Raw genomic sequence first — 15,994 nt, 5'->3', positions numbered from 1 at the left:
GCATTGTCAGCGGCCTGCGCCTCAGCCGCGCGGTCATGCGCAATATCCGCCAGAACCTGTTTTTCGCCTTCATCTACAACGGCGTCGGCATCCCGATCGCCGCCGGGGTGCTCTACCCCTTCTTCGGTATCCTGCTCAGCCCGATGATCGCCGGTGCCGCCATGGCCTTCAGTTCGGTTTCGGTGATCAGCAACGCCCTGCGGCTGCGCAAAATCGACATTTAGTCAGCAAGTCACCAGCGTTAGGTGTTTTTGCATGTCGAAAAGTGGTGCTATTTCAGACGATCAGTCTGAGCATAATTTCTTCCCGACAGGGAAGAAATAGTTTGATTTTTTTCCATTTGCCTATATTCTTACCGTAGAGGAAGATTTTTTAATTGGAGTCTTTATGAACCACTCAGGCATACCACACGGGAAGATTTCAAGCCCCGAGCAACTCGGCACCCTGATCCGCCAAATCCGCAAAGAACAGGGAATTACGCAGGAAGCTCTCTCGTCCCTGATTGGCGTAGGCCCTCGATTGATTGGTGAGATTGAGCGAGGCAAGCCGACTGCAGAAATCGGCAAAGTTTTTCAACTGCTGGTCGGGCTGGGATTGGTTCTCTCCATTCAGCCCCGCACGACAAGGGATCATCGGGAATAGTCCATGGGAAAAATCGCTGAGCAACTTGAGGGCTACCTGAGCGACCGCTGCATTGGCATGCTGAGCCGGGAAAACGGACGGCTTGCCTTCCTTTATGACCGACAATGGCTGGCTGATCCTCACAGCCATCCCTTGTCCCTCTCACTGCCCTTGCGCGAAGCGCCGTTTTCCGATTTGGAAACCCGGACCTGGTTCGGCAACCTGTTGCCGGAAGGTGACTTTCTCAACACCGTCGCTCGCCGCCTGGGAAGAAGCACCGGCGATATCTTCGGACTGCTCGTCGATCTCGGCGGGGAGTGCGCTGGCGCGATCAGCCTTCTGCCGCCAGGAAAAGCCGCAGCGGAAACGGGCGGCTACCAGCCGTTTCGTGAAGACGAGCTCTTTGCCCTGGTCTCCGCCGATCCACCTCTGCCACTGCTGGCCGGTGAGACAGGTGTCCGCCTCTCCCTGGCTGGTGCCCAAAACAAGGTTCCGGTCTATGTTGAGGGCAACAGTATCCTCAAAGCGACCGGAAGTCTGGCTACCAGCCACATTCTCAAGCCCCCGATTCGTGCTGCCATCTCCCTGCCCCACACGGTGGAAAACGAAGCCTTCTGCATGCAGTTGGCCGGCAAATTGGGCCTCATCGTGCCGAACGCACAGGTGCGTACGATACACAACCTGAACTTTTACCTGGTGGAGCGCTTTGATCGTCGTCGTGAACAGGGTCGCGTCGAGCGGCTGCACCAGGAAGACTTTTGTCAGGCGCTTGAGGTTGAGGCCAACCTGAAATATGAAGACAGTGGCGGACCCGGGATGTCGGCAATCTGGCACCTTCTGCGCAGCCACAGTGCTGCTCCGGCCGTGGATGGACGTCAGCTGCTACGCTGGCTCGCCTTCAATTTTCTAATCGGCAACGCCGACGCCCATGGCAAGAACCTCGCGCTCCTTTACGACAAAACCGGAAGTGTGCGCCTGGCACCTTTTTATGATCTGCTCTGCACCGCCGTTTACCCGGAACTTGATCAGCGCATGGCCATGCGTCTGGGAGGCGAGCGTCGGCCGGATCGATTACGCCGCAAGCACTGGGAACGCCTTGCCGAGGAATTGGGCGTCTCTCCTCGGGCGGTTTTTGGCGAACTGGAGATTCTGACCCAGACGATTGAAAAAACTTCAGAAGCTCTTGCTGTGGATTTCAATGACCGCTATAGCTGCGGCGATACCATGAACCGCATCCTTGAGATCATCCGTCGTCGGAGTGGGCGAGCCTGGGCTTTTCTCGGGGGTAGACCGTGTCAGCAAGGCGCGATTTCTGTTGCCTAGCCCTAGCTAAACAGCTGAAATCGGAACTTAGCTGACGCGGCAAAGAACAAGCAAGATGCGAAAGATTATGGGTTTATAGTGGACAGCCTGTTGTCACCGTTGAATATTACATAGTTACCGTCGTAGGCCGCTCTATTCTGGTTTGAAAATCAGCGGCCAACGACGGCCATAGGATAATTTTCAGGGGTGCATCTTCTTCAGTTGCCCGGGGGGAATCTTGCCATGGTGACCACCAGGGACATAGAGGCATCCGGTAAGGGTCGAAAGAAAAAAGAATGTGAGCACAAAAAACGTCAATGAACGATACATAGTGGTTCTCCTTGGATCATTGCGCGGTGTTACGCTTTACTTGTCGAGAACTTTCTTGATCTGTCCACTTTTTCCCTGAACCTTGCCGACGATCTGTTCGCGAATCCCTTCAGCTTTCAGTTTTGGATTGTCACTCAGTTTACCGGCCAGTTCCTTGACTTTTCCTTTTGCTTCGTGAAGCTTCCCTTCGACCTGGTCTTGATTGCCTGATTTCATGATCATAACTCCCTTTGAATAGTGGTTTGGTCACCGTCTTCGCCAGAATGGCGCGACAGATTGATTACAGTTTTGTTTGTCCTGATAAAGCCACAAGATGGTCGTGTAATTTTAATCACCGAGCAGTTCTCCGGTAGACACTAAATCTTCAATATGGTCGCAGACCGCCTTGATGGTCATCATGATCGGCACTATCCAACGGTAAAAAAGAATGTCGCACCTATCCCCGCCTCACTTTCTGACCACAACCGCCCGCCATGTTGCTGCACAATTCGGTTCACCGTGGCCAGACCAATACCATGCCCTCCGCCAATGGTACCGGGAAGACGATGAAAAGGAAGGAACATTTCCTCCGCATCGGCAACATCGAAACCAGGGCCGTTATCCTTAACGAAGAAAACAGTTTCTTCGTCGATCATTGCCTTACCAAATGTGATCTTTGCACCCTGATGCTTACCGGCAAACTTCCACGCGTTGCCCAGCAGGTTGTCCATTGCCACGCGCAACAGATCCGTATCGCCCTGACATACGATCCCGGAAGCGAGTTGAAAAATGTCTCTACACTCAGGTGACGTCTGGATCAATTCATCGACGACAGCCTCGGCCATCGAGCTCAAATCAACGGTTTCACAGTGTAGCGTCCTTCGTGACGCGCTGGAGAAATCGAGTAGTGTTGAAATAAGTCGTGACATGCATTGCGTGCCATCAAATATTTCCTGAAGATATTCTTTGACCTGTTCATTGAGTTGCTCATGGAATTGTCCCTTGAGCAACTGACAATAACCGCTAATTGTGGTCAGAGGAGTCCGCAGGTCGTGGGCAACGGTGTAGTTGAAGGCATCCAGATCAATATTGGACGCGACCAGCTCCTGATGTTGCTTTTCAATCTGCTCTTCCATCTCCCGACGCTTGGTAATATCGATAACTGCCGCACGGCATTCTGTTCGTGACGCGGTTGACATGGCCTCTACCTGCACAAACCGCGCGCAACCCGAGTGATTTAGCAACTCAAGTTCACACGTTTGCGTCCTGTGCTCGGTAAAGACTATTGCGATAAAATTTTCAAAGGTGGGACGGCTAACAGGGTCAATCAGGTAGGCGAATTGTTTTCCAGTGAGACAGGAACGGTCAACGCCGAGGAGGGTGGCGATAAAAAGATTTGCCGAACAGATGACTCCGTCATTATTGAAAGTCAAATACCCGACCGGGGCGAAATCGTAGATATCAGTGTATTCGTTAAGAGATTTCTCCATCTCGTCTCGCATCTGACGAAGTTCTTCATTCTGCATCTCCAGCTCGATCTGGTGAACTTCAAATTCATGGATAAACCGTTGTGTCTCCTCTGCGCCGCGTAGTGTATAAGTATTGTTCGGTCTGCTCTTCAATTCATTTTCAGCACGAAGGCGTAATTCTGGATCTGCTGGCTGATTCATCGTTCCTCTATTCCATTTTAATCTTGCAGCATAATGGTCATTCTGTTTTGGGCCGCCAGGTAGAGAATATCCAATTTATTCAACACGTTTGATGCGCAACGATCGTGCCAGAGAGGATTTGTCAACTCAATATTCACAACAAGCTGAAATCATTAGAGAATTGCTACACAGTCAGGGAAAATAGAAGGAAGGCTCGTTGGGATTTACCGCAACATTTAACAGAAGTTCCGTATATGACAGGTGGCGGAAGCGGAGGGCTGGATAAAAAAATGCCGCTCAGTGAGCGGCAAATAGTTTCATCAAAAGTTTGCGGGCTCTTGTCTGTGTCGCTATTAACAATTAACCACCTGACCAGTGATAATGGTACGACTCGGCTTAAAGAACCCGAAACCTTGTGAACGTATGATATTGGGGATAACACAGGAGATCCCCTTTTCTGCTGCTGCGCCGTCATGAAAGGCCCGGCCGCCTGGGTACTCAGAAGGATAAAGCCGGAACCGGAAAAACAATCGTGCTGATCTTTCTTGACCAGATGAGAGCCGTTTGATCCAGGTTAATTAACTGTTACGGGTCCACAAGTCCCCCTTGACGCGAAGAAGATGGCGCGTTTTGTGGGATCGGCTTTCTGTGGGAGTGCCTTTCAGCCACGATTAACACCAGTACCTAACTCCTGCTTACGCTGCTGAAGAATTATGCGGCTTTACGGCCCGTCATTGATACACTCGGTGAATAATCGCGGCTGAAAGCCGCTCCCACAAACTGAATACCGCTCCCACAGCTAAGGGTGGTTCCCATCATTGGTGTGGCAGTTGTGGGAGCGGCCTCCCGGCCCCGATAAACCACCCACCGCGCCCTGCGGGACGCGGTGGAAAAAGGGTTAAAGAGACAAACCAATCAAAGTGTCAGTCCTCGAGACAACGGGCACTGTAACCGTACGCACGGTCGTAGTAGTACGCGTAGGCGTGGTCGCTGACGAAGCGCAAGTAGTGCGCGTAGCTGCCATTCACCGAACTGCTCCAGTAGCCGCCGTAGCTGCCTGCGTATCTGACCACGCCGTCGTCGTTGCCGCGGTACCCGGCCGAGACAAGCTTCAGGGGCGAATCGAAAGCGCCGGCTTGATTATTTGTCGACCAGGTTGCCCGTTCGGCCTCCCATTCGGTGTATGTCGGCAAGCGGAACCCGGACGGGCAGGGATTGTTGGTGCCAGTCACCCCTTGCCAGAGCTTATCGTTCTGGGGGCTGCGCCAATCATAGGGAGAAGACGGAGGCAGTATAAAACTCCCATGCCCTGGGGTATCCGAAGAACTGAGGGTTGTGGTGGTGGCGCTGGTGCGTTTTTCATGGCCGTCGGTGCCCCGGCCCCACTGGTAAAGATCACCATAGGCGGCGGAATCGTTGTACGCCGTTGCTACTTGGGATGCGCCGAGGTTTCGGTCCATCCAGACCTTGCCAGTTGACGAGGTGACGGTGGGGATAGTGGTTGTTGCGGTGACGGTAACGGTGTCGGCAACGCTGACAGCGAGACCATCATCAACAATCAGGTTGAGTACATAGTCGCCAGCCAGATCGGCAGTAAAGGTCGGCTGTACGACGCTGGTGTTCGACAGTGCAGCGGTGCTGCTGTTCGGAACCGAGGTAAACGCCCAGATGTAATTCAGTGGATCGCCATCGGCATCGCTGGATGCGCTGCCATTGAGGGTGACGTTGCTGCCGGTGGCGACGTTCTGGTCCGGCCCGGCATTGGCCACCGGGGCGCTGTTGGCGGTGGCGGCGGTCACGGTGATGGTATCGGCACTGCTATCGTCGAGACCATCGTTGACGATCAGGCTGAACACGTAGTTGCCATCAACGTCTGCCGTAAAGGTCGGACGGGCGACGTTTGTGGCGCTTAAGGTGGCAGTGCTGCCGCTGGGGGTTGAGGTGATATTCCACTGGTAAGTCAGCGGATCACTGTTGGCATCACTGCTGGCGCTGCCATCGAGGGTGACGCTGCTGTCGGTGGCGACGTTCTGATCGGGGCCAGCGTTGGCGACCGGAGCGCTGTTGGGTGTTGCGGCGGTGACAGTAATGGTATCGGCACTGCTGTCGGCGAACCCATCGTTGACGATCAGGCTGAACACGTAGTTGCCATCAACGTCTGCCGTAAAGGTCGGACGGGCGACGCTGGTGTCGCTTAAGGTGGCGTTGCTGCCGGTGGGTACAGTGATGATACTCCAGCTGTAACTAAGCAGATCGCCATCGGCGTCGTTGCTGGCGCTGCCGTCGAGGGTGACACTGCTGCCGGTGGTAATGTTCTGATCAACCCCGGCGTTGGCCACCGGCGCATTGTTGGCGGGGCTAACAGGTACGTCTCCGCCCCCGCCACTACAGCCGCAGGTTAGCAGCAGACCAACAAAAGCCAATAAAATAAAGAATTTACTCATTTTTATACCTCCTGCTAATTGCCAGAAAATCTCAAAAACGCACAATGCAGCCCGGCATGCTCAGAACTGCCAGGGTATATCCGACGAAGCTCAGTCAAAAACAAAAAAACCGCACCACTGTCTCTCAACAGCAAGCACGGCTTCCCAATCTTTCCTCCGAATCCCAACCCATTTCAAACCTTAACCCGTTAAAAGTTCACACACCTAATCCATTTTCACTCAATTACTCCACAAAAAAACAACAAGGTTCCCCGACCCCATCGCCGAAAAGCCTTCAAATACGATTTTCTCAAAACCTGTCGTCCCATCCTGCCCTCTTCTTCATCGCAAAACGAGTCTTTCCTATACCACACCTCCACCACGAAACATAAAGAATTCTCCATAAACAGAGCGCCATCATAGCAGAAATGCGCGATTATTGATCAATTGGCCAAACGAATCTCCACAAACTCCCCGGCAATCTCAACCACCACCAGGTCGGCGGTAATTTCGACCACCAGCGCGTCGGCAATCATCGTCCCCTCCATGACGGGCAGATCGTTGATCACCGCCAGCCGATTTTCAGGAACAGCGTCATAAACTATCGCACTGAGCTGGAAACGTGCTGACACCGGCGCAACAGGTGCGCCTGAAACGTCTGTCGCAACATCTTTCGCGGTGGTGATCAGGGGCTCACCGGGGATAACCGGTGCGGGCGCGGTGACCACCGTGCTCGCTGTCGGCGTGCCTTGTTTTGCCGGGGGGGAACTTGCCGCCTGAGGGCGATCAACTGTCAGCACAACTTCACGGAGCACTTCAGGCGACGCGGTCATTTTGAGTGAGTCAGCCTCTTTATCGGATCGCCACCAGAAAAAGGTGGCTCCAACCAGCAGCACGATAACGACAAGCAAGACAAGAACCAACGGCGGCTCATGTCGACGCGGCTGATCGCCGCCCTTGATCACATCAAAGGTGATATTCACGACCCCGTCACGCTGCCCTGCCCGCTCCTGCTCAATCTTTTTGAGTGCCTTGAGGATTGAACTCATAATTGTTTGCTCACTTCACGCAACATCGGCACCGCAAAATCACCGCTCTCCTGATAGAGCCTCACCAGGGTTTGCGGTCCAACGCGGCCATCCTGCACCAGGCCAGTGCGTGCTTGAAGATCGGTCACCGCTTTAATTGTTGCCCGATCATAGACACCGCTTATGGGTGCAGACAGATCTTCGCTGCGGGACAATTGTTCCTGCAGTCGGGTAACGCCGGTATCGTTCAGGTCAGGGGTGACAAGCGTCGGAATGGCGCGCCAGTTTTTCCAGAGCAGCCACGCCTGCCCGGACCAGAGTGCTGCGAGTTCATCCCGACTCACCACGGAGCGCTTTGCCACCGCAGGAATCATCGTAAAATACTCCCCCTCCTGCTTGACTATCGTCAGATAACGCGGTTCGGTCATCCCCGGCAGAAGCAGCCGCACCAGCGCCGGAGAATTGAGTTTTTCAAGTAACGCAATCCCTCCGTTAAGCGGCAACAGATTGAGCCCGTTGGCGGAAGCGGTCGTCGCGAGACTCGCTAGCGGATCTGCCCCCGGAGAAACTTCACTCGTGATCTTCCAGCGGGACAGTAATCCCTTCAGCGCCGCAGTCGCGTTGCGGGTTGCATCCTGCCCGGCAAAGGCGTTGCGCAGTGTATCAATGTCGTTCTGTTGTGACTTGCTGGCGACGGTGGGGGGCTTTTCCCCAGGCGCTGGCAGTGACAGCACGGCGCGCCCGCCCAAGGCAGCCAGGACGACAACCAGAACAACGGCAATGAGCGTCCGACCGCGTCCCGGCAACAACGGGGCCTGCGCGCGACGCAGCTCCGACTGGGCCAGACGGATATCAGCCGCACGAATGTCGCGACGTCCTTCACCATAGGCGATCAGCAAGGCACGATCACACAGAACGTTGATCATGCGCGGCAGACCACGGCTCAGACGATAGACCGTGCGTAGCGCCGCAGGCTGAAAGTGAGCCAATTCGCGGCCACCGGCAACGTCGAGGCGATGTTGAATATAGCGGCAGGTTTCGTCCAGGCTGATCGTGCCGAGAAAATAGCGCACCGTAATCCGCTGGCTGAGCTGTCGCAACTCATTACGCTCAAGCATCTCGCTGAGTTCTGGCTGGCCGACGAGAACAATCTGAATCAGCTTGTCGGTTGTTGTTTCCAGATTCGACAGGAGGCGGATCTGTTCCAGCACCTCGGGAGAGAGGTTTTGCGCTTCGTCAATCACCAGCACAACAGTGCGTCCGGCAACATTTTCAGCCACTAAAAAATCGTTGAGCGCAGTCAGTAACGCATCATGATGAACCGAGGTGCAGTCGATGGCGAATTCACGGTTGATATTACGCAACAATTCAAGCGTGGAAAGTTTGGGATTGAAAATAAACGCCAACCGGTAGGAATCCTGTTCCAGCTGTTCGAAGAGGGTACGCAAAATCGTCGTCTTCCCGGCCCCGACTTCGCCGGTAATCTCAACAAACCCGACATGGTTCTGAATCCCGTAGAGAAGATGCGCCAGCGCCTCCTTATGACCATGACTCAGATACATAAAGCGGGGGTTCGGCGTGATGGTGAAGGGCTTTTCAGTGAATCCGAAGAATTCTGTATACATGGGTTCTAACCATCGTCACGGCCAAGGATCGACCGTTCAAAATCAAGCAGCAACTGTTTGGTTTGCACACCGCGCCCTCCCGCATAGCCACCAGGGCCGCTAACCGAGATCACCCGATGGCAGGGGATCACCAGCGGCAGTGGATTGATTGCCATGACCCGCCCGACGGCCCGCGCCGCGCCGCGATGTCCAGCAGCGCCGGCCAATGAGCCGTAAGTACACGTTGTGCCGAACGGAACCTGTTGCAAGGCATGCAGAATTGTGGTGCTGAACGGCGACAGCCCGTGCAGCTCAAGGGGCAGATCAAAGGTTCGCAACTGTCCCTGAAAATAGCGATTCAACGCCGCGACAACCTCGGCAATCAGCGGGTGACTGAGTGGTTCAGCAGGCCGTCCGGCACCCCCGAAGCGCGCTGCGACATGATCTGTTGCAACATCGATCAACACCCGTTGCAGGCCATTTTCACCGGCGCAAAGTGCAATCATTCCGCACGGCGACGGATAACAGGCGTAGACCGGTTTGGTCATCTCTTCCGCACCAGTTTTTCCCGCACCAGGCGGGCCGCACCGGCGGCCCCCGGCACGCGCAGCCACCAGCAGCCCAGAGCATAGATCGTTCCGCCGCCGATGACCGCGACAAACAGCAGCACCCCATTCGTCAGGGGACTGCCGGTGCCATCCCAGACCCCGTAAGTGAGCACCAGGTGACTTGCTAACGCCATCACAATGACCGACGGCAGAATACGCCACATCGGGCCTAATGTCACCCCCCAGCCAAGAGGACCGATCTTGCGCCGCAAGGCAACGAGTAAAATCAGGCAATTAAATGCAGCAGAAAGGGTCAGTGCCAGAGCCAGCCCGAGGTGGCCGAAAGGAATCATCAAGAGCAGGCCAAGAGCGACGTTGACCAGCAGTGTCCAGAATGAAATGAGTACCGGTGTCCGGGTATCTTTAAAGGCATAAAAGGTTGGCACCACAACGCGACTGACAGCGACGAAGAGCAAACCGGGAGCGAATACGGCCAACGCCAGCGCGGTCTGGTGCACAGCATGGTAATCAAACGCTCCGCGCATGAAAAAAAGACTGAAAATAGCCTCGGAACAGACGATCAGGCCGATGATCGCCGGAACAATCACCACCATAATCAGCGCCACTGAAAAGCGCAAGGTCTCCTTGAAGCCAGCCTCTTCACCACTGGCCACCTGGCGGCTGATTGTCGGCAATACGGCCTGAGCCAGCGAAACAACAAAGATTCCCTGCGGGAATTCGAACAATCGCTGGGCATAGTATAAATAGGAAACGCTCCCTTCAGCGAGAAATGATGCCAGCAACCTGGTGACGATCACATTCAGTTGATAGATCGCCACCCCGGCAATGCCCGGCATCATCAGGCGCGCAATTCTGAGCACTGCCGGGTCGCGAAAATTGAAATCGAGGCGCAGCTGTATCTTGTGAGCACTCAAAACCGGGAATTGCAGCGCCAGCTGCAGGATGCCGCCAAGCAGCACACCGATCGCCAGTGACATGATCGGTTGCGCAAAGAACGGGCTGAGCAGCAGCGCACTGCCGATCATCGACACATTCAGCAACAGCGGTGAAAACGAAGGCCAGAAAAAATGCTCGCGGACGTTAAGAATGCCGGTAATCAGCGCCAGCAGACTGACAAAAAATATATAAGGGAACATGACCTGGTTCAGACGGTTGGTCAGGGCGAGTTTCCCCTCAACCTCGATAAAACCGTAACCGATCGCTTTGACCACCCACGGTGAGGCGAAAATCCCGACAATAACAACGACAAACATGACCAGCAGCAGCAGCGTCCAGCAGATATTCGCAATCCGTGCACTTTCTTGCTCCCCCTGCTGATGGTGGATTTCGGCATAGGTTGGTACAAACGCCGCCGTCAACGATCCTTCCGCAAAAAAACGCCGCAGCAGATTCGGAATCGTAAAAGCAAGGAAAAACGCGTCGGTGGCGTGTCCGGCTCCGAAGATCGCAGCAACGACCATATCACGCACCAGACCGGCAAATCGACTCAGTCCGGTTGCCGCCCCCATGATTCCTGTCGCCCGTGCGATTTTCTTGTGTTCACCCATGGAACCCGCCAAATTTGGGATTATTTTTTATTAATTCATTTATTTACCACTACAACGTAATGAATTATATGGTTTTTTTTATAATAATTAATATTTATTCAGCTTGACATGATGAACATCTGTGACTATAGTATGGCGCAAATCATACCATTAAAAGGAGAGATACATTGGCCAACCATAAATCCGCAGCAAAGCGCAATTTGCAGAACAAAACACGTGCCGCACGCAACACACACATCCGCTCAACCATGCGTACGCTGGTCAAGCAAGTTCGTGAGGCGGTTGCCGCTGGTGATAGCGAAGTAGCACAAGCCGCTTTGAGCCGCACCATTCCTTACATCGACAAAGCAGCGACCAAGGGAGTCATTCACAAGGCGACCGCCAGCCGCAAATCCTCGCGATTGACCAAACTGGTTAATGGCTTGCAGGCAAAAGCACAATAACCTGCCACACGAATCACCGCTTAAGAGGGGCCGCTTTCGGCCCCTCTTTTATCGTTTGCTGACAATCTTCAGGAGCAGCCGTTCAAGCACAACCTCCGGCCGCGACCCACTCGACTTCAATGCGAGATCAGTTGCAACAAAATCATTGAACAACGCACAAAATTCTTCGCGCTCAAAACGTCGCGCCTGGGTCAGAAGATTATCCAGAAAATAGGGATTGATGCCGATTGTACGAGGTATTTCGTTACGCGAGACACCTTGCACCAGAAGCTCATGGATCTTCCACAATTGTCGAAAATGTCTTACCAGCATCGCCAGCGCCGCCAGTGGCACGGTGCCATCAGCAAGAATCCGGTGTAACAGGTTAATCGCCACCTGCTTATTGCGCGCACCAACCGCATCAGTCAGAGCAAAAATACTTTCGGTGCGCGTATTAGAAATGACCGCGTCGATATCGGCGCCATCAGCGAGATCCCTTCCCCCCAGAAATGCCGCCAGTTTTTCCAGCTCGGCGGTAACTTCATAAAGGTTTGTCCCCACCCGGCGGCAGAACCGGGCCATCGCCTCCTCGGTCAGCTTAAAACCGAATTCCCGGCTGCGTTCGCGGACAAAATCGGGCAGACGATTTTCAGAGAGCCGCTTGAACTCAACGAGCTGACCATACTTTTTAAATTCCTGATAAAACTTGCGTCGGGCATCAATCTTTTCCGCAGTAACGATCAGGACCGTCTCTGGAACTGCATCAGTAATGTACGACCGAAAACGTTCCAGTTCCAGCGTTGAAGCCTCATCAATCCGGCGGATGACAATCAGGCGCTGCGGCGCAAAAACCGGGAAGGTTCGGGCATAATCACATACCTGTGAACCCTCAAGTTCTTTTCCGTAAATCTGCTGATAATTAAATTCACGCATCTCAGGGCTGATGACGACGCGTTCAATCTGCTCCAGAGCACGGGCAATGAAGTAGTCTTCTTCGCCGTAGAGACAGAGCAGATTCGGGATTTTACCGGCACTGATGGCCTTGTTCAGTTCCCCTGGTTGCATGTTAATCCGTCCGTGACATTACGCAGATGTCCGCCCGTAAGTCTGCGGCCAGCCAGTTGGATGCTTCACGCAGGGCGGCACGTTGACGATCCTGCTGCACGGTCCGGTTCACCGCTGCCCGGTATTCGGCACTGCGGGACAATTGTCCCTGCCAGAGATACTTGCCATCGCTGCTGCGAACCAGTCGGGCATTGATCCGCAAGGTCACACGATATTCACGGATCGCATCATTCAGATCATAACTGAGGGCAATATGATCAACTCCCGCAATCTCCCCTTCAAGCACCAGGTCGCCATCAGCGGGAACGACTGTCGTATGGTTATCGCCGGAAAACACCTCAACGTACGCATTGGCCAGAATGTTTTCCACAAAAGGTTCTGCCGTCTTGTTGGCAAATAATTGAATCGCGAGATCCTGGCTGCCGAGCAACGCACAGTCGTTCGCCACGGAGGTATGATAACCACATCCAGCCAAAAACATCAGCATTATGAAGAGAAAAAAACGCATCAGGACACAACAATATTGACCAGACGGCCAGGCACAACGATAACTTTTCGAATCGTCATATTCTCCAGATGGCGGGCAACATTTTCATCTGCCTGGGCTGTCGCCTTGATTTCAGCTTCGCTGGCTGAGACTGAAACGGTAATTTTACTGCGCACCTTACCATTGACCTGAACAACGATGACACAATTATCCTCAACCAGTGCGGCGGGATCACAAACCGGCCACCCGTATTCATCAAGACTGCGCTCATGACCGAGTTTCTGCCACAATTCAGCAGCAAAATGAGGGACAAACGGGTTCAGCAGGCGCACTGTTGTTTCGAGCGCTTCCCGCAAAGCACCGGGATAGTCCTGTTTCGGGCTGAACGCATAAACGGCATTGACAAGTTCCATAATCGCCGCGATTGCGGTATTGAAGTGAAAGCGTCCATCGATGTCATTGGTCACCTTATTAATCGTCCGATGCGTATCAAAGCGCAGCTTACGCGCTTCCCCTTCTGTTTCGGGGCACAGTTCAGAACCGCCGAGCAGGTGACGATTGTCATAGACCACGCGCCAGACACGATTGAGGAAGCGAAAGCACCCCTCGACACCTTGTTCGTTCCACTCCAGATCTTTTTCAGGCGGAGCAGCAAACAATGAAAAAAGACGCGCGGTGTCGGCACCGTATTGAGCAATCAGATGATCTGGATCAACAACGTTCTTCTTCGATTTACTCATCTTTTCTGTGCGCCCGGAAACCGCAGGGCACCCGCATTGCAGACATTTTCCGCCAGCAACTTCCTCGGGATAAAGCCAACCATGCTCTGGACAGGACAAGGTTTCCATGCAAACCATCCCCTGAGTCAACAGATTGGCAAACGGCTCATCCAGCTTGAGCATACCGAGATCGCGCAGAATCTTGGTAAAAAACCGCGCATAGAGCAGATGCATGACGGCGTGTTCGATCCCGCCGATGTACTGATCAACCGGCAACCAGTAATCTGCCGCCACACTGTCAAGCGGGCCGGCAGCATAATCAGGGCAGGTAAAGCGAGCAAAATACCAGGAGCTTTCGACAAAGGTATCAAAGGTGTCGGTTTCGCGTCGGGCGGCGCGGCCGCATTGAGGACAGGGGACATTGAGAAAATCTGCACATTTTGCCAGCGGACTGCCCCCTGCGCCGCTGAAAGCGACATCGACCGGCAAGACCACCGGCAGATCAGCCTCGGGAACCGGCACCGCACCGCAATCAGGGCAATAGATGATCGGTATCGGCGTTCCCCAGTAGCGTTGACGTGAAACCCCCCAGTCGCGCAAACGAAAATTAATGCAACGTTCGCCGATATTTTCAGCGGTCAGATAATCAGCAATCCTGATCTTGGCTGTCTCATTATCAAGACCATCAAATTCTTTCGAATGAACCATCTTGCCGGTACCGGTCCAGGCCGCAGTCATCGTCGCCGGATCAAGTGTTTCCCCTTCGGGCTGAATGACAATAATCTTGTCGAGCTGGTATCTGGTCGCAAATTCAAAATCGCGCTGGTCGTGAGTCGGGACCGCCATCACTGCACCGGTCCCGTAATCCATCAAAACAAAATTGGCCAGATAAATCGGCATGTTGCGTCCGGTTACCGGATTAATACAGCAGGCTCCGGTAAAAACCCCTTCTTTCTCCCCTTCGTCGCTGGTGCGATTGATTTTATCCTGGTTACGCACTTTTTCGATAAAAGCCGTCACCGCATCGCGCTGCTTAACCGTGGTCAGTTGCAGTGCCAGCGGATGTTCTGGAGCAAGGCTCATGAAAGTGGCCCCGTAGAGGGTATCTTGACGGGTCGTAAAAACGCGAATCGACAGAGTGGAATCGATCACCGGAAAATCAATTTCACACCCCACACTCCGACCGATCCAGTTCCGCTGCATCGTCAATACCGATTCAGGCCATCCCGTCAGATTGTCAATTTCATCAAGTAATTCCTGAGCGTAGTCGGTGATTTTGAAAAACCACTGGTCGAGTTCTTTTTGTGTTACATCATTATCGCAACGCCAACAGCAATTGTCTTCGACCTGCTCATTGGCCAGAACCGTCTGACAACTCTCACACCAGTTCACCGCCGAGGTTTTTTTGTAAGCCCTGCCCTGCTCGAACATGCGCAAAAACACCAGTTGTTCCCAACGATAGTAGTCAACATCGCAGGTTGCGAATTCGCGATCCCAATCGTACGAGAACCCCAGCTTGCGGATCTGCTTGCGCATGTTGGCGATATTTTCATACGTCCATTTGGCAGGGTGTGTACCATGCTGAATTGCGGCGTTTTCTGCCGGCATGCCGAAGGCGTCCCACCCCATCGGATGCAGAACGTTGAAACCCTGCAAACGCTTGAAACGGGAGATAACATCGCCGATCGAATAGTTGCGCACATGCCCCATATGAATCCTTCCCGAAGGATAGGGGAACATTTCGAGCAGATAAAACTTGCGCCGATCGTCATCGACCGACACTTTGAAGGTATTATTCTCGTCCCAGATTCGTTGCCACTTTTCCTCGATTTCGGCTGCGTTGAATCGTTCCTGCATAGAATCCTCCACCGGGGTATCACCCCACATCAGACAAACAAGAATACCGGCTGACCGCCGGTATTCGTCAATAACGTAAATGTAAGAGGGTCAGGTTCCGTTGCGCTGCGGATGCCTGCAAACTTTACTTTTCGCGGTAGGTAATCCGGCCCCGAGTCAAATCGTACGGTGAAAGTTCGACCGTCACGTGATCCCCCGGCAGAATCCGGATATAATACTTACGCATCTTCCCTGAAATATGTGCCAAAACAACATGCCCATTATCGAGTTCGACGCGAAACATTGCATTGGGCAATGGTTCGATAACTTTTCCTTCAACCTCAATTGCTTCTTCCTTAGCCACACGGCCTCCTTCTATGCACTAATTAAAACCTGCCTGATTAAAACGAATA

General features: G+C 53.5%; 15 protein-coding genes. 4 read left to right on the top strand and 11 right to left on the bottom strand.

The window, feature by feature from the left end; all coding sequences use genetic code 11:
• The 3 genes from K0A93_07580 to K0A93_07570 form a co-directional block, all read left to right on the top strand.
• The coding region (locus K0A93_07580; protein MBW6511962.1) for a haloacid dehalogenase at window positions 1-224 on the top strand (224 nt) is incomplete at its 5' end.
• A gap of 163 nt (window positions 225-387) precedes the next feature.
• On the top strand, window positions 388-642 hold the full coding sequence (locus tag K0A93_07575) for a helix-turn-helix domain-containing protein (protein ID MBW6511961.1): 255 nt from the start codon (window positions 388-390) through the stop codon (window positions 640-642).
• Window positions 643-645: 3 nt separating this feature from the next.
• Complete coding sequence (locus K0A93_07570; GenBank protein ID MBW6511960.1) at window positions 646-1,944, top strand: type II toxin-antitoxin system HipA family toxin; 1,299 nt, start codon at window positions 646-648, stop codon at window positions 1,942-1,944.
• 345 nt (window positions 1,945-2,289) lie between these two features.
• On the opposite strand, the gene K0A93_07565 is transcribed toward K0A93_07570, so the two are convergent.
• The 7 genes from K0A93_07565 to murJ all read right to left on the bottom strand — a co-directional run bounded on the left by K0A93_07565 (window position 2,290) and on the right by murJ (window position 11,052).
• Window positions 2,290-2,469, bottom strand: a complete 180-nt coding sequence (locus K0A93_07565) for a CsbD family protein (protein ID MBW6511959.1) — start codon at window positions 2,467-2,469, stop codon at window positions 2,290-2,292.
• A gap of 191 nt (window positions 2,470-2,660) precedes the next feature.
• Window positions 2,661-3,902, bottom strand: coding sequence for a PAS domain S-box protein (locus K0A93_07560; GenBank protein ID MBW6511958.1), 1,242 nt, complete (start codon window positions 3,900-3,902; stop codon window positions 2,661-2,663).
• Between the two features lie 902 nt (window positions 3,903-4,804).
• The gene (locus tag K0A93_07555) at window positions 4,805-6,325 is read right to left on the bottom strand and encodes a hypothetical protein (GenBank protein MBW6511957.1); all 1,521 of its coding nucleotides are present in this window, start codon (window positions 6,323-6,325) and stop codon (window positions 4,805-4,807) included.
• A 422-nt stretch (window positions 6,326-6,747) separates the two neighbouring features.
• Entirely contained in the window at window positions 6,748-7,353 is a 606-nt protein-coding gene (locus K0A93_07550) for a general secretion pathway protein GspB (GenBank protein MBW6511956.1), read from the bottom strand.
• Window positions 7,350-8,957, bottom strand: a complete 1,608-nt coding sequence (locus tag K0A93_07545; GenBank protein ID MBW6511955.1) for an AAA family ATPase — start codon at window positions 8,955-8,957, stop codon at window positions 7,350-7,352. Before K0A93_07545 ends, K0A93_07550 begins: the two co-directional genes overlap by 4 nt.
• Window positions 8,958-8,962: 5 nt before the next feature.
• A complete protein-coding gene (locus tag K0A93_07540) occupies window positions 8,963-9,484 on the bottom strand; it encodes a methylated-DNA--[protein]-cysteine S-methyltransferase (GenBank protein MBW6511954.1) in 522 nt (173 codons plus the stop codon).
• Window positions 9,481-11,052, bottom strand: a complete 1,572-nt coding sequence (murJ, locus tag K0A93_07535; protein MBW6511953.1) for a murein biosynthesis integral membrane protein MurJ — start codon at window positions 11,050-11,052, stop codon at window positions 9,481-9,483. The genes K0A93_07540 and murJ overlap by 4 nt, the downstream gene beginning before the upstream one ends.
• A 167-nt stretch (window positions 11,053-11,219) precedes the next feature.
• Between murJ and rpsT the strand changes: the two genes are divergently transcribed.
• A complete protein-coding gene (rpsT, locus tag K0A93_07530; GenBank protein ID MBW6511952.1) occupies window positions 11,220-11,495 on the top strand; it encodes a 30S ribosomal protein S20 in 276 nt (91 codons plus the stop codon).
• Window positions 11,496-11,543: 48 nt separating this feature from the next.
• On the opposite strand, the gene holA is transcribed toward rpsT, so the two are convergent.
• The 4 genes from holA to infA all read right to left on the bottom strand — a co-directional run bounded on the left by holA (window position 11,544) and on the right by infA (window position 15,945).
• Window positions 11,544-12,539, bottom strand: a complete 996-nt coding sequence (gene holA / locus K0A93_07525) for a DNA polymerase III subunit delta (protein ID MBW6511951.1) — start codon at window positions 12,537-12,539, stop codon at window positions 11,544-11,546.
• A 1-nt stretch (window position 12,540) separates the two neighbouring features.
• The gene (locus K0A93_07520) at window positions 12,541-12,987 is read right to left on the bottom strand and encodes a hypothetical protein (protein MBW6511950.1); all 447 of its coding nucleotides are present in this window, start codon (window positions 12,985-12,987) and stop codon (window positions 12,541-12,543) included.
• A gap of 59 nt (window positions 12,988-13,046) precedes the next feature.
• The gene (leuS, locus tag K0A93_07515) at window positions 13,047-15,602 is read right to left on the bottom strand and encodes a leucine--tRNA ligase (GenBank protein MBW6511949.1); all 2,556 of its coding nucleotides are present in this window, start codon (window positions 15,600-15,602) and stop codon (window positions 13,047-13,049) included.
• Window positions 15,603-15,726: 124 nt separating this feature from the next.
• The gene (gene infA / locus K0A93_07510) at window positions 15,727-15,945 is read right to left on the bottom strand and encodes a translation initiation factor IF-1 (protein MBW6511948.1); all 219 of its coding nucleotides are present in this window, start codon (window positions 15,943-15,945) and stop codon (window positions 15,727-15,729) included.
• Window positions 15,946-15,994 lie beyond the last annotated feature (49 nt).

The organism is Desulfuromonadaceae bacterium, assembly GCA_019429445.1.
GTDB lineage: Bacteria > Desulfobacterota > Desulfuromonadia > Desulfuromonadales > JAHYIW01 > JAHYIW01.
Note: the sequence above shows the minus strand (reverse complement) of the source record. Positions and strands in the feature narration are given on the sequence as shown.

Coding starts and splice junctions, on each gene's coding strand:
- murJ (MBW6511953.1), bottom strand. CDS start 11,052: ATGGGTGAACACAAGAAAATCGCACGGGCGACAGGAATCATGGGGGCG.
- leuS (MBW6511949.1), bottom strand. CDS start 15,602: ATGCAGGAACGATTCAACGCAGCCGAAATCGAGGAAAAGTGGCAACGA.
- K0A93_07570 (MBW6511960.1), top strand. CDS start 646: ATGGGAAAAATCGCTGAGCAACTTGAGGGCTACCTGAGCGACCGCTGC.
- K0A93_07550 (MBW6511956.1), bottom strand. CDS start 7,353: ATGAGTTCAATCCTCAAGGCACTCAAAAAGATTGAGCAGGAGCGGGCA.
- K0A93_07560 (MBW6511958.1), bottom strand. CDS start 3,902: ATGAATCAGCCAGCAGATCCAGAATTACGCCTTCGTGCTGAAAATGAA.
- K0A93_07565 (MBW6511959.1), bottom strand. CDS start 2,469: ATGAAATCAGGCAATCAAGACCAGGTCGAAGGGAAGCTTCACGAAGCA.
- K0A93_07545 (MBW6511955.1), bottom strand. CDS start 8,957: ATGTATACAGAATTCTTCGGATTCACTGAAAAGCCCTTCACCATCACG.
- K0A93_07540 (MBW6511954.1), bottom strand. CDS start 9,484: ATGACCAAACCGGTCTACGCCTGTTATCCGTCGCCGTGCGGAATGATT.
- K0A93_07555 (MBW6511957.1), bottom strand. CDS start 6,325: ATGAGTAAATTCTTTATTTTATTGGCTTTTGTTGGTCTGCTGCTAACC.
- holA (MBW6511951.1), bottom strand. CDS start 12,539: ATGCAACCAGGGGAACTGAACAAGGCCATCAGTGCCGGTAAAATCCCG.
- K0A93_07575 (MBW6511961.1), top strand. CDS start 388: ATGAACCACTCAGGCATACCACACGGGAAGATTTCAAGCCCCGAGCAA.